Origin of the sequence: Micromonospora sp. NPDC047074, from assembly GCF_040643815.1 — a bacterium.
In the GTDB taxonomy this organism is placed as follows: domain Bacteria; phylum Actinomycetota; class Actinomycetes; order Mycobacteriales; family Micromonosporaceae; genus Micromonospora.
In genome coordinates this window covers 99,534-112,759 of record NZ_JBEYVB010000007.1, presented here as the reverse complement: position 1 = coordinate 112,759, position 13,226 = coordinate 99,534, and the positions used below count along the sequence as shown (strand labels likewise).

Below are 13,226 nucleotides of genomic sequence, written 5' to 3'. Positions count from 1 at the left end.
CCGCCGGCTTCGGCACCCGAGGAGGTAACCACCATGTTCGGAAGCAACCTGCTGGACCGCCGCAGCAAGCCCGAGCGGATCGCGGACCACGCGTGGCAGCACCTGGCGTCGGCGGTCAGCTCCGCCGGCGACAGCGTCCGCGACACCGCCCGGTCGGCCCGCCGAGGCGGTTCCGGCCTCGCCGACGAGGCCGGCGACCTGGTGGGCTCCGCGGCGGACGAGGCCCGCCGCCGGGCCACCCAGGCCTTCGACGCGCTGGCCGGCCGCCGGCCCGCGCTGCCCTGGACCCTGCTGATCGGCGCCGCGCTGGTCGGTGCGGCGATCGGCTGGGCCGCCGGCACCGCCGCACGGGCCGCCGGCAGCCGGGGCGACCGGGCGGTGGACGACATCGAGTTCGTCGACGTCGACCGCCCCAACTCCCCCGTCGGCCTCGACGGCTAGCCCGGCACACGCACGCGACGCGGGCCCCGGCCGACCTCGTAGGGTCGCCGGGGCCCGCGTCACACGCTCCAGCAATCCGGGCCCCACCACCACCGCCGGGCGATCGACAACCCCGCCTCGCCACCTCGCCACCTCGCCACCCGACCTCCTCGGCGATCTTGCACTTTCGGCCCGGACAATCTTCGCGCAATGCGCATAAGGTGGACCGAAAGTGCAAGATCGCGCGCCTCGGGACGGGCGGGGGCGGCGGGGCGGGGGCGGGGCGGGTGGGGGTGGGGGGCCTTAGAGGGCGGCGACGGTCGTCGGGGCCCGTTCGGACCGGCTCAGCGCGCGCAGCACCGCCGGTTGCCCGTGCCGGCGTACGGCGAGCCGGGCCAGCAGCGTCAGCACCGGGTCGACCGCCTCGGGCGGCAACTCCGGCGTGGGTACGCCGACGCTGACCGCGAGATCGTCGGCGTGTACGACGAGTTCCATCAGCCGGGTGGTCAGGTAGTCGTCCAGGGTGAGCGACCACGGGCCCCGCTTCAGGAAGACCACCCGTTCGGGCTGCTCCGCCGCGAGCGCGTCGGTCAGTTCGCGCAGTGTGGCGACGCACCGCTCGACCAGGGCGACGGGGCCGTCGGCGGCGAAACCGTCCCCGGCGCGGCGGATGGCGACGTTGACCGTGGCGTCGACCGGCGCACCGAGCCAGGTGCCCCGCGCGTAGTGGTCGAGCAGGTCGACGGGATCGTCGGCGGGCAGGGGTGCGGCCAGCACGGCGGGGGCACCGAGGACCTGGCTGGCGAGATGGCCGGCCAGGCCCGCGACGCCGAAGGCGGGCAGGGCGCTCGGTTCGTCCCAGCGGGCTGCGACGGCGGGGTCGGCGAGCAGGTCCACGGCGGAACGGGCGGCGGTGAGGTAGGCCGTCCTGATCGGACTCACGGGAGGGTCCCTCCTTCGAGACAGGCGTACTTCCGAGGGTAGGGCCCGGTCCGCCGGGGTGCCGGACCCCTCAGGCGGGCCCCGGCGGACCGGAGTGCGATGCCGACCGGCGATCCCGCAGGACCGCGCACGTCACGCCCCGGGCGGTTGGGAAGGGCACCTTCCTATCGCAAAAGCGATAGGAAGGTGCCCTTCCTTACACCCGATCAGCGGGCGGTGCAGGTGACGGTGGCCGGCGGCCTGTTCGCCGTCGTCGTGTTCGCCAGGAAGCCGGCGGTGGCGCTGGCGCCCGCGCCGAGGGCGCCGTTCCAGCCGGCGTCGCGGACGGCGACGGTCGCCCCGGTCTGGGTGTGGCTGCCGCCCCAGAGCTGGGTGATTGTCTGACCGTCGGGGAACGTCCAGCCCACCGTCCAGCCGGCGATCGCGGAGCTGCCGGCGTTGCGGACCACCAGCTCGCCCTGGAAGCCGCCCTGCCAGGAGCCGACGATCCGGTAGGTTGCGGTGCAGCCACTGGTCGGGGGCGGCGTGGTCGGGGGCGGAGTCGTGGGCGGCGGAGTCGTCGGGGGCGGGGTCGTCGGCGGTGGGGTCGTCGGGGGCGGGGTGGTCGGCGGCGGGGTGGAGCCGGTCGGCGTCGGGCTGGGCGTACCGCCGAGCCGGTCCGCCACCAGGATGCCCCGGCCGTTGGTGCCCAGGTAGACGCGGCCGTAGACCCGGGGGTCGCCGGTCAGCGCCTCGCCCGCGTTGCCGTACTGGTGCTGGTCGTCGTTGATCCGTACCCAGGTCGCACCGGTGTCGTCCGAACGGTGCACGCCGTGCTGGCCGTCGACGGTGCCGAACAGGTACAGCGCCGGGTACGTCCGCCCTGGGGCGGCCTTGCCGAAGCCGACGTTGCCGGCGGTGCTCACGCCACCCTGCTTGGTGAAGGTGGCCCCGGAGTCGGTGGAGCGCCACAGCCCGCCCGTACCGGCCAGCCACAGCTCGCCCTCGATTCCGGGCAGCGCCTTGAACTTGACGTTGCCGGTGCTCGGCAGGCCGGCGGCGGCCGAGGCGGTGAAGCTGGCCCCGCCGTTGGTGCTGACGTAGAGCCTGCCGCCGCTGAAGCCGTAGAACTTGTTCGGGTTGACCCGGTCGGACTCGATGGTCGCGTTGGCCGGGATGCCCGTCGACGCGGTCCACGAGTTGCCGAACCCGACGGAGTGGACCACCTGCTGGCCGGCGTCCCCCGGCGCCCAGACGAAGCGGCTGCCGTCGGCCGCCGCGGCGACCGTGCCCCCGCTGTTGATGCCGGACGGCTCGCTGCCCTGGAACCAGTTGGCCCCGCCGTCGGTGGAGAAGGCGACGTGGCTGTCGTTCGGCCGGTCCGCGTCGGCGAAGTTGCCGGCCCGCACCAGCACGCTCGGATTCTTCTCGGCGTAGTCGAGGCTGGTGGTGCTGGTGAAGGTGGGCTGGGTGAAGAGCATCGGCGGTACGGCGTCCAGGTCGGTGTGCCGGAAGCCGCCGATGTCGCCGAGCGCGCTGACCAGCGGTGCCCCGGACGGCGGGCTGACCAGGTCGAGCACCGCGGTCTCCTCCAGGCCCTTGACCATGGGCTTGATGGTGAACTGGCTGCCCGCGTCCCACTTGGTGAGGTCGGTGCTGCCGTAGATGGTCGCGCCGGTGCCGTACATGAAGCGGTTGCTGTCGTGCGGGTCGATCTCGACCGACTCGTTCATCCAGCCCAGCTTCGGGGTCTCCTCCGGCGGGGACGGGTTGCTGCCGAAGGTCAGCCACGGCACCGAGCTGACGTCCATGGTGTAGCGCTTGGACCTGTTCGGGTAGCTGGTGAACTCCCAGATCCGGGTCCAGGTGGCGCCCCCGTCGGTGCTGCGCCAGAAGATCGCGTCGGGCCACCACGAGATCTGGGTCGCCACCATCAGCGTGTTCGGCTTCTGCCGGTCGATGGTCAGGCCGCTGTAGCCGAAGTAGGCGTCGGTGCTGGTGGACGGGATCGGGCTGATCCGGGTCCAGGCGCCGGTGGCGCGGTCGAACTTCCAGACGTCACCCTTGCCGCCGTCGTACGGGCCGCCGGTGTCGCTGGTGGCGATGTAGAGGAAGCCGCCCACCGGGTCGACGACACCCTTGTGGGCGAGGTAGCCGGTCGGCTGCCCGGCGATCCGCTCCCAGGTCGCGCCGCCGTTCGTGCTGCGGTAGACCGGGTTCTCCTTGTCCGCCACGCCCACGTAGACGGTCTGCGTGGCGGTGCCGGCCGTACCCGTGCTCTTGTCGAAGCTGACCCAGGTCAGGCCCTGGTTCTGGCCGTTGTAACCGTTCGGGTCGCTCGGGTCGGCCCGGTAGTTGCCGACGTTGGGGAAGTTGGCCACCTTGGCCCAGGTCGCCCCGAAGTCGGTGCTGCGCCACAGGCCGTTGCCGCCCTCGGCGCCGTAGTAGAGGATGCTGTTCCGGTTGGGGTCGACGGCCAGCCGCTCGCCCATGCCCCGGCCGGGCATGTTCCCGCCGTTCTTGAACGGCAGCTCGGTGACCTGCCAGGTGGCGCCCTTGTCGGCCGAGCGCAGGATCGCGCCGTTGTTCGGGTCCCAGTCGTTGGTGTACATGCCGACCGCCGCGTACACCCGGTTGGTCTGCACCGGGTCGGTGGCGACGCTGACCACGCCGTTCCAGCCCCACCTGTCGGCGCCGACCCAGTCCAGCAGCGGCGTCCAGGACTGCGTGGCCTGCGTCCACCGGTACATGCCGCCGATGTCGGTGCGGGCGTAGATCAGGTTCTTCTCGGTGGGGTTGAAGACGATGCCGGGGACGAAGCCGCCGCCGTCGATCCGGACGTTCTTCCAGGTGTACGGCTCGGCAGCGGCGTTGGGCGCGCCGGCCGCGGTGAACGGTGCCACCACGACGGCCGCGGCGACGACCAGCGCGGACACGACCGCGCCGACGTAACTTCTCCGCATCTGCGGTTCCTTCCGGGTGGAGACGCCGGGAGCGGCACGGTGACGGCCACGCCCGGCAACGGGGGACGTGCGGAATCGCACCGGAGCTGCCCTGGCTCCAGGATCGGCGCGACGGCTCCCGCACCCGAGGAACGCGCTTACCCTAACCGATCCACAGCCCTCTCTGGAAGCGCTCCCAAGAGCCACCCGGGACGGGTGAGGAGCCCTCACCCCCAGCCGCGCCAGGATCGGTCCCGGCGGGCCCGTGCGCACCGACCGCTATCCCGTGAGGAGTGACAGATGGCCATCGCGACGATCAGCCGTACCGACCAGGACATCCAGACCGCCGTCCTCGACGAGCTGACCTGGGAGCCCCGGGTGCGGCCGCACGAGATCGGCGTGACCGTCGCCGAGGGCGTGGTCACACTGACCGGGCGGGTCGACAGCTACGCCAAGAAGTGGGCGGCCGAACGGGCGGCGCACCGGGTGGCGCGCGTCCGGGCGGTCGCCAACGACCTGGCGGTGCGGCTCGGTACCGGCGCCGAACGCGCCGACCCGGACATCGCCGCCGCGGCCGGGCACGCCCTGGAGTGGGACGCGTTCGTCCCGCTGGAACAGCTCGACGTGACCGTCTCGAACGGCTGGGTGACCCTGCACGGCGAGGTGGACTGGGAGTACCAGCGCCGCGCCGCCGAACGCGCCGTCTCCCGGCTGACGGGCGTACGCGGGGTCAGCAACGGCATCACCGTCCGCCCCGCCACCCGGCCGGACGGGCACGCCCTGGCCGCGCGGATCGTCGACGCGCTGGCCCGCAACCGGGCCACCGAGGCGGAGCGGATCACCGTCCGGGTGCACGGCGACACGGTGCTGCTCGGCGGGCTGGTCCACTCGATGCCGGAGCGGGCCGAGGTGGAACGGACCGTCTGGTGCGCGCCGGGCATCCGCGAGGTGCAGAACCACATCGCGGTGGCCCCGGTGCTCGGCTGAGCCGGCGGTGGGCGCGGAACCACCCGGGCCGGGTGAACCGCCCTCACCCCGCCGTCGGAGAGCCTGGCAGACATGAGTGATCCGAAGGGGTCGACCCGGCCCGGGTGCGTCGCGCCCGGGCTCCTCGCCGCCGGCCGTCCCGGCACGGCACCCCGGCACGGATCGGCGGTGACGGCCGGATGACCACGCCATTGCAGGTCACCGCCCGCCTGCGGACCCCGGTGACCGACGACGACCACGCCCGCGGGCCGGCGGACGCGCCGGTGACGATCGTCGAGTACGGCGACTTCCAGTGCCGCTTCTGCGGGGCCGCGTACGCGAACCTGCGGGAACTGCTGCGGCAGCGGGCCGACACGGTACGCCTGGTCTACCGGCACTTCCCGATCACCAACATGCACCCGTACGCCGAACAGGCCGCCGAGGCGGCCGAGGCGGCCGGCCGGCGCGGGCAGTTCTGGGCGATGCACGACTGGCTCTACGAGCACCAGGACCAGCTCGACCCGGTGCACCTGTCGCTGGGTGTCGAGCAGCTCGGCCTGCCCGCCGACGAGGTCTCCGCCGAGGTGGAACGGCAGGCGCACGGCGACCGGGTGCGCCGGGACTTCGTGGGCGGCATCCGCAGCGGCGTGGCCGCCAGCCCGACCCTGTTCGTCAACGGCACCCGCCACGACGGCGAGTACGACCTGGCGGACCTCCTCGCCGTGGTCGACGCCGCCACGCCGTGATCCGTCGTTCGTCGGCGTGGCCGCGAGCGGCGGCCACGGGACGGATCAGATCAGGCGGAGGTCACGGGCCCGGCGGACCGCCTCGCGGCGGCGGGTGGCGTCGAGCTTGCGGTAGATGTTGCGCACGTGCGTCTTGACCGTGTTGACCGACAGGGACAGCTCGGCGGCAATCTCCACGTTGGACAGGATGCTCTGCAGGTAGCGCAGGATGGTCAGCTCACGCTCGGTCAGCGGCTCGTCCAGCGCCGGCGCGCCCCGTGCCGCCGGTGCCCGCTCGGGCGGCTCGTCGGCGCCCCGGACCAGGTCGCTGACGGTCGGCCAGTGCGCGGTGCCGGCGTCCAGGTGGGCGGCGAGCAGGTCCCGCACCCCCGGCTCGGCGCGGGTGAAGGCCCGCCGGAACCCCTCCGGCCCGGCCAGGTCCAGGGCCCGTTCCAGCGTCCGCCCGGCCCGCCGGTCGTCGCCCGACTCCCGGGCCAGCGCCGCGTCCAGCACGGCGGCGTCGAGCCGTACGGGCAGCGCCCAGCCGGCCGCCTCCGGCGCCTCCCAGTCCGGCAACGCGTACCCGGCCGCGCGCGGGTCGCCGGCCCGCAGTTCCACCCGGGCCAGCGCGACCGCCAGCGGCGGGGCGGCCCGGTCGGCGAGCAGGTCCCGGGCGGTGCCCAGGTCGCCCCGGGCCCCGCGCACGTCCGCCTCGGCGGCCAGCAGCCAGTGCGTCAACTCGTCGGCCCGGGTCCGGCCGGCCAGCCGCTCCCGCGCCTCGGCAAGCATCCGGTGCGCCCCGGGCAGGTCACCGGCGTCCCGCAGCAGGTACGCCCGGCACAGCCCCGCCACCGCCGCCACCACGGGCTCGCCGGTCGCCGGGGCGGCCAGTGCCAGGTTCGCCTCCGCCTCCTCGGGCTGGTCCCGGTGCAGCGCGACCAGGGCCAGCGCCAGGTAGGCGTGGGCGCAGTCCTCCCGGCAGGACCAGCCCTGGCAGGGCGGCAGGGCGAGGGCGTCCCGGGCCAGCGTCTCGGCGGCCCGCAGCTCGCCCCGCACCGCGTGCAGCAGGGCCGCCCGGCTGGCGCAGACCAGCTCCGTACGCGGCCGCCCGGCCTCCCGGGCCGCCGACAGCGCCCCGGCGAAGGCGAGCCCGGCCGCGGGCAGGTCCCCGTCGGCCAGCTCGGCCAGGCCCAGGGCGGTGCCGGCCACGGCCCGCACGTCGGCGTCCTCGGCCACGACGCCCCGCGGGTCGGCAGGCACCGGCACGGCGGGACCGGTGGCGAGCGACACCGGGGCGGCGGGACCGGCGTCGCGTGGCACCGGGGCGGCGGGACCGGCGTCGCGTGGCACCGGGGCGGCGGGACCGGCGGCGAGCAGCCGGGCCGCGGCGGCGCGTACCGCCTCGGGGTCGCCCGCCAGCCGGGCCAGGGTGAGTTCCAGCGCGGTGACCAGCCGGCGGAACCGGTCCCGGCGGGGCGTGGGCAACGCCCGGGCGGCCTCGACGGCGCCCCGCAGGTGCCCGGCGGCGGCGGTCGTGTCGCCCACCCGGGCCCGTTCGGCGGCGCAGGCCAGCCCCAGCTCCGGGTCGCGCGTCACGGCCTCCGGCGGCGGGGGCGCAGGCGCCCGGCCCGCGGGCGCCTCCCGGTCGTACGGGACCAGCTCCGGCCAGCGGGCCACGAAGAGCGCGGTGGCCCGGTCGTAGTCGCCGGCGGTCAGGGCGTGCCGCAGCCCTTCGGCGGGCCGCCCGTTGTCGGCGTACCAGCCGGCCGCGCGCAGGTGCAGGTCGCGCAGCTCGTCGGCGGGCAGTCGGGCCAGCTCGGCGTGCAACAGGTCGGCCAGCAGCGGGTGGCAGCGGTACCACGGTGGTTGGCTGTCGTCGCGGCGCAGCAGCCCACCGTCGCCGGCCAGGCCGGCCAGCGTCTGCTCGGCGTCGGCCCGGCCGCTGAGCGCGTCGGCGAGGCCGGCGCAGACCGCGTCGGCCACGGCGGCGCGGCGCAGCACGTCCCGCGCGTCCGGCTCCAGCCCGGCGAGCACCTCCTCGCGCAGGTAGCCGGCCATGTCCGGCTGCTCGCCGCCGAACTGGTCGGCCCACCGGGCGGGGTCGGGCTGCCCGCGCAGCGCCAGCGCGGCGAACCGGAGGGCCGCCGGCCAGCCGCCGGTGCGCTCCCGCAGCCGGTGCACCCCCGCCGCCGGCAGTGCCACCCCGTGCGCGGTCAGCAGGTCGGCCACCTCGTCGTCGGTGAAGCCCAGGTCGTCGGGTCCGACCTCGGTCAGCTCACCGGCCAGCCGCAGCCGGTGCACCGCCAGCGGCGAACCGGCGCGGGCGCCGACCACCAGCCGCAGCCGCTGCTCGGCGTGGCGGAGCAGGAAGTCCAGCCCGGTCAGCGCCGCCGGGTCGGTGATCCGGTGCAGGTCGTCCAGGGCCAGCAGCACCGGCCGCTCCCGGGCGGCGAGTGCGGCGGCCAGCACCTCCAACTGGTCGGGGCGGGGCGACCGGTCGGGCACGGGCGGCCCCGGCGCGTCGTCGGCGGGATCCACGACCGCACGCAACGCCGCCGCGAGGTAGCACCAGAGCCGGTCCCCGTCGTCGCCGGCCTCGACCGAGACCCAGGCCGCCCCCGGGCCGCCCGGATCCGCCGGGGGGCCGGCCGCCGCGCCGAAGTCGCCAGCGGCGGCACCGGCCGGCGCGGCGTCCCGGGGCCCCTCGGCCGCGGCGGTCACCGGCCCCGCCCCCACCCGGCCCGGGTGTGCGCCGGCCTCGCCGGCGGCCCGGAACCAGGAGGCGAGCAGGGTCGTCTTGCCCCAGCCCGCGGGAGCCCGGAGCAGGGTGACCGGCCCGGCCGTACCCGCGTCCAGCAGCCGCAGCAGCCGGGGCCGCAGCAGCAGCGGCTCCGGCGGCGCCGCCGGGCTCAGCCGGGACGCCAGCAGCGGCGCGCCGACCGACCCCCGGGTGACCACGACGGCTCCCGTGTCCCGTACCTGCTCCGGCATCCGGCCCCACCCCCACGGACGCGTCCACTCCCCCAGGCCCTGCGGCCGGCGGTTACCCGGCCCGGGCCCGTTCACCCCTTCGGGGGGACCCGGCTTCACCCCGGCCGGGGCGACCCTGGTCGGACACGGGTGCCCGGCCGCGCGCACCGGCGCGCGTCCGGCCCGGGCGGGACGGGAGGGCGGGGCGAGGTGGACACGCGGGGACGTCGGGGACGGGTGGGACGAATCGTCGGCACGGGCGGGGCGGCGCTCGCTCTCGCGGTCGGGGCGGCGGCACACGCCGTACGGCGGCGCGGGTCGACCCCGCCCCGCCCGGCCACCGCCGGTGCGCGGCCCGCGCGCTGGCAGGTGGTCACCATCGACCGCGCGCCCGGCGAGGTGCTGCCCGGCGGTCGCTGGCCGGAGCCCCTGCGTCGCCTCGGCGGCCTGGTGCAGGTCGAGCTGCGGCCGGCGCCCGGCTGCCGGGGCACGGAGCTGGCGGCCCGCCGCCGGCCGGGTGGGGCGCCCCCCACCGGGCTCGCCGCCCACCTCGTCGGCAACGATCCCGACCTGCTGGTCCGCCGGGCGCTGTGGGAGGTCAGGCAGCTCGCCGAGACCGGCGAGGTGCTCCGGGCGGACCGGTCCCCGGTCGACCGGCCGGCGGGACCACCGCGATGAGGGCCCTGTGCTGGGTGGGCGACGGCACGTTGGCGGTACGGCAGGTGCCCGACCCGGAGCTGCGCAACGGCCACGACGTCATCGTCAAGGTCCGGCAGAGCGCCACCTGCGGCGGCGACCTGCCGATGCTCGCCGGGCGGGCGCCCTTCCTCGCCGCCGGGGACGTGCTCGGGCACGAGTTCCTCGGCGAGGTAATCGAGGTCGGCCCGGAGGTGCGCCGGCACCGGGTCGGCGACCGGGTGGTGGTCTGCGCCTCGGTGGCCTGCGGCAGTTGCTGGTACTGCCGGCGCGACCTGCCCTCCTGCTGCGACAACGGCAGCGCCGATCCGGCGGGCGCCGAGGCGGCCTGGGGCCACCCCACCGGCGGGGCGTTCGGCCAGCCCCGGGCCGCTGGTGGCTTCGCTGGCAGCCACGCGGAGTACGTCCGGGTGCCGTACGCGGACGTGGGGGCCTTCACCGTGCCGGAGCCGGTCAGCGACGACCGGGCGCTGTTCGCCTCGGACGCCGCGCCGGCCGGCTGGATGGGCGCTGACCTCGGCGAGGTGCGCCCCGGCGACGTGGTGGCGGTCTGGGGCGCGGGCGCGGTCGGGCAGCTCACCGCGCGGGCCGCCCGGCTGCTCGGCGCGGAGAGGGTGATCGTCATCGACGCCGAGGACGACCGGCTGCGGATGGCCGAGCGGCACGCCGGGGCGGAGACGATCGACTACCGGCTCGCCGACGTCCCCTCCGAGCTGCGGGAGCGCACCGGCGGGCGGGGCCCCGACGTGTGCGTCGAGGCGGTCGGGGCGGCCTGGAACGGGCACGGCCCCCGGTCGCTGGCCGACCGGTTCACCGGCCGCGCCGAGCGGCCCGTGGCCGTCCGCGAGGCGGTGCACGCCTGCCGCAAGGGCGGCTCGGTCTTCGTGCTCGGCGAGTTCACCGGCTTCGTCGACGCCTTCCCGCTCGGGGCGGTGGCCCACAAGGGGCTGACCGTGCGGGGCGCGCGGCAGCACGGGCAGCGCTACATCCCGATGCTGCTGGAGCGGATGGCCCGCGACGAGCTGCGTACCGAGCACCTGGCCACCCACCGGCTGCCGCTGGAGCGGGGCGCCGAGGGTTACGCGCTGTTCCGGGACCGGGCCGACGGCTGCGTCCGCGCCGTACTCAGCCCCGACAGCCCACCGGCCGGCGGCTGAGGCGGAACGCTGCGACCCGCCGCGCCGGGTGGCAGACTCGGCGGATGCGTGAGCAGCGGACGTACGACGTCGTCCTGTTCGGGGCCACCGGCTTCACCGGCGGCCTGACCGCCGAGTACCTGGCCCGCACCGCCCCGCCCGGGCTGCGCTGGGCGCTGGCCGGGCGCAACCCGGGCAAGCTGGCCGGCGTACGGGACCGGCTGGCCGGGATCGACCCGGAGCTGGCCGGGCTGCCCCTGCTCACCGCCGACGTCACCGACCCGGAGTCGCTGCGGGCGGTGGCCGAGAGCGCCCGGGTGGTGGCCACCACCGTCGGCCCGTACGTGCACCACGGGGAGCCGCTCGTCGCCGCCTGCGCCCGCGCCGGCACCGACTACCTGGACATCACCGGCGAGCCCGAGTTCGTCGACCTGATGTACGTGCGCCACCACGCCGAGGCGGAGCGCACCGGAGCCCGGCTGGTGCACGCCTGCGGGTTCGACTCGATCCCGCACGACCTGGGCGTCTGGTTCACGCTGAAGCAGCTACCCGACGGCGTACCGATCACCGTCGACGGCTTCGTCCGGGCCGGCGGGCGGGTCTCCGCCGGCACGTACCACTCGGCCCTCACCGCCTTCTCCCGCACGGCCCAGGCCGCCCGCGCGGCGCGGGAGCGGCGGCAGGTCGAGCCGCGCCCCACCGGGCGGCGGGTGCGCGCGGTGGCCGGGCGGGTCGCCCGGTCGAAGGAGCTGGGCATGTGGATGGTGCCGCTGCCGACCATCGACCCGCAGGTGGTCCGCCGCTCGGCCGCCGCCCGCGCCGAGTACGGGCCGGACTTCCGTTACCGGCACTTCGCCGCCGTGAAACGGCTGCCCACGGTGCTGGCGGGCGCGGCCGGCCTGGGTGGCCTGGCCGCCCTGGTGAAGCTGCCACCGGCCCGGCGCTGGCTGCTCGGCCGGCTCGCCTCCGGGCAGGGGCCGACGCCGCAGCAGCGGGCGAAGTCCTGGTTCCGGGTGCGCTTCGTCGGCGCGGGCGGGGGCCGGCGGGTGCTGACCGAGGTGGCCGGCGGCGACCCCGGCTACGACGAGACGGCGAAGATGCTCGCCGAGTCGGCGCTCTGCCTGGCCACCGACGAACTGCCGGCCACCTCGGGCCAGGTCACCCCGGTGACCGCGATGGGCGACGCGCTGCTGGACCGGTTGGAGCGGGCCGGGCTGACCTTCCGGGTGCTGGACCCGCCCCGCTGACCGGTCCCCGCCCCGGGCCGCCGGCCCGGGGCGGGTTGACCCTCGACCAGGTTGAGACGGCAGGATCACCTCCGTGGACGGCGACCTGCGCAGCATCGGTGAGCTGGCCCGCGCCAGCGGGCTGACCGTCAGCGCCCTGCGGTTCTACGATTCCGCCGGGGTGCTGGCCCCGGCCCTGGTCGACCCGACGACCGGCTACCGCTGGTACACCTGCGACCAGGTGGTGCCCGCCCGGCTGGTGGCCGGGCTGCGCCGGGTCGGCATGCCGGTGGCCGAGATCGCCGCCGCGGTGCGGGCCGAACCGGCACAGGTGCACCGCCTGCTCGACGCCCACCTGCGGCGGCTGGAGGATGGCCTCGCCGACGCCCGCCGCGAGTTCGCCCGGATCCGTGCCCTGCTCGATGCCGAGGAGACCGTCGTGACCACCCGGGTCGTGCTGTCCCGCACCGACCTCGCGGCGGCCGTGGACGCCGTCCGCTTCGCGGTCGGCACCGACCCCGACCTGCCCGCGATGGCCGGCGTCCTGTTCGAGTCCGACGCGACCGGCGTGTGGCTGGTGGCGACCGACCGGTTCCGGCTGGCGGTGGCGCGGGCTGCCGCCCGGGTCGAGGGGCCGGCGGTGCGGGCACTCGCCCCGGTCGCCTTCGTCGACGAGCTGCGCGCCCTGCTCGACGTCGGCGCGAATCTCACCGCCGAGGCGCGGCTCACGGTGACCGCCGGCACGATCTCGCTCGCCGTCGCCGGCCGCGCGGTGGACTGCGCCGCCATGCCGTACGACTTCCCGGACCGCCACCGACTGGTGCGCCTGGGACCCGCCGGGCCGGCGCACCGGCTGACGGTCGACGCCGACGCGCTGCGGGCGGCCCTGACCAGCGCCGACGCCCCCGTCGTCACCCGGCGCGACGGCGGCGCCCCGTACGCGGTGACCGTGCTCGGGCCGGACGGCCGGGGCGGCGTACGGCTGCTCGGGGCGGACGAGCTGACCGGGGATGAGGACGCGTTCCGGGTCGGCGTCAACGGCGGGTACCTGCTCCAGGCCCTCGACGCCGCCGGCCCGGGCCAGTTGCTGCTGGAGCTGGACGGCCCGATCACGCCACTGGCCGTACGCCGGCCGGACGACGCCGACGCGTTCTCCCTCCTGATGCCGATCCGACTCTGACCCCCAGACCCCGCCGAGGTGCTGAGGTGTAAGGAAGGGCTCCT

10 protein-coding genes are annotated in these 13,226 nt (G+C 76.4%); 7 read left to right on the top strand and 3 right to left on the bottom strand.

Going from position 1 to position 13,226, the window contains the following annotated elements; translation table 11 throughout:
* Nucleotides 1–33 precede the first annotated feature (33 nt).
* Entirely contained in the window at nt 34–441 is a 408-nt protein-coding gene (locus ABZ809_RS13250) for a hypothetical protein (RefSeq protein ID WP_357562703.1), read from the top strand.
* 282 nt (nt 442–723) lie between these two features.
* On the opposite strand, the gene ABZ809_RS13245 is transcribed toward ABZ809_RS13250, so the two are convergent.
* Nucleotides 724–1,362, bottom strand: a complete 639-nt coding sequence (locus ABZ809_RS13245; protein WP_357562702.1) for a maleylpyruvate isomerase N-terminal domain-containing protein — start codon at nt 1,360–1,362, stop codon at nt 724–726.
* A gap of 206 nt (nt 1,363–1,568) precedes the next feature.
* Nucleotides 1,569–4,304 (bottom strand): cellulose binding domain-containing protein, encoded by a 2,736-nt coding sequence (locus ABZ809_RS13240; protein ID WP_357562701.1) that lies wholly within the window; start codon nt 4,302–4,304, stop codon nt 1,569–1,571.
* Nucleotides 4,305–4,583: 279 nt separating this feature from the next.
* Here ABZ809_RS13240 and ABZ809_RS13235 point away from each other — a divergent pair, with 279 nt between their 5' ends.
* Both ABZ809_RS13235 and ABZ809_RS13230 read left to right on the top strand, forming a co-directional pair.
* On the top strand, nt 4,584–5,270 hold the full coding sequence (locus ABZ809_RS13235) for a BON domain-containing protein (RefSeq protein WP_357562700.1): 687 nt from the start codon (nt 4,584–4,586) through the stop codon (nt 5,268–5,270).
* A 179-nt stretch (nt 5,271–5,449) separates the two neighbouring features.
* On the top strand, nt 5,450–5,995 hold the full coding sequence (locus ABZ809_RS13230) for a DsbA family protein (RefSeq protein WP_357562699.1): 546 nt from the start codon (nt 5,450–5,452) through the stop codon (nt 5,993–5,995).
* Nucleotides 5,996–6,040: 45 nt separating this feature from the next.
* Here the strand turns inward: ABZ809_RS13230 and ABZ809_RS13225 are convergent, their stop codons facing one another.
* Nucleotides 6,041–8,965: a LuxR C-terminal-related transcriptional regulator gene (locus ABZ809_RS13225; protein WP_357562698.1), complete on the bottom strand. Its 2,925-nt coding sequence runs from the start codon at nt 8,963–8,965 to the stop codon at nt 6,041–6,043.
* A 216-nt stretch (nt 8,966–9,181) separates the two neighbouring features.
* Here ABZ809_RS13225 and ABZ809_RS13220 point away from each other — a divergent pair, with 216 nt between their 5' ends.
* From ABZ809_RS13220 to ABZ809_RS13205, 4 genes are all read left to right on the top strand, one after another.
* Entirely contained in the window at nt 9,182–9,622 is a 441-nt protein-coding gene (locus ABZ809_RS13220) for a hypothetical protein (RefSeq protein WP_357562697.1), read from the top strand.
* Nucleotides 9,619–10,797, top strand: a complete 1,179-nt coding sequence (locus ABZ809_RS13215) for a zinc-dependent alcohol dehydrogenase (RefSeq protein WP_357562696.1) — start codon at nt 9,619–9,621, stop codon at nt 10,795–10,797. Before ABZ809_RS13220 ends, ABZ809_RS13215 begins: the two co-directional genes overlap by 4 nt.
* Nucleotides 10,798–10,841: 44 nt before the next feature.
* A complete protein-coding gene (locus ABZ809_RS13210) occupies nt 10,842–12,023 on the top strand; it encodes a saccharopine dehydrogenase NADP-binding domain-containing protein (protein WP_357562695.1) in 1,182 nt (393 codons plus the stop codon).
* An 85-nt stretch (nt 12,024–12,108) separates the two neighbouring features.
* Nucleotides 12,109–13,182, top strand: a complete 1,074-nt coding sequence (locus ABZ809_RS13205; protein WP_357562831.1) for a MerR family transcriptional regulator — start codon at nt 12,109–12,111, stop codon at nt 13,180–13,182.
* Nucleotides 13,183–13,226: the final 44 nt, after the last annotated feature.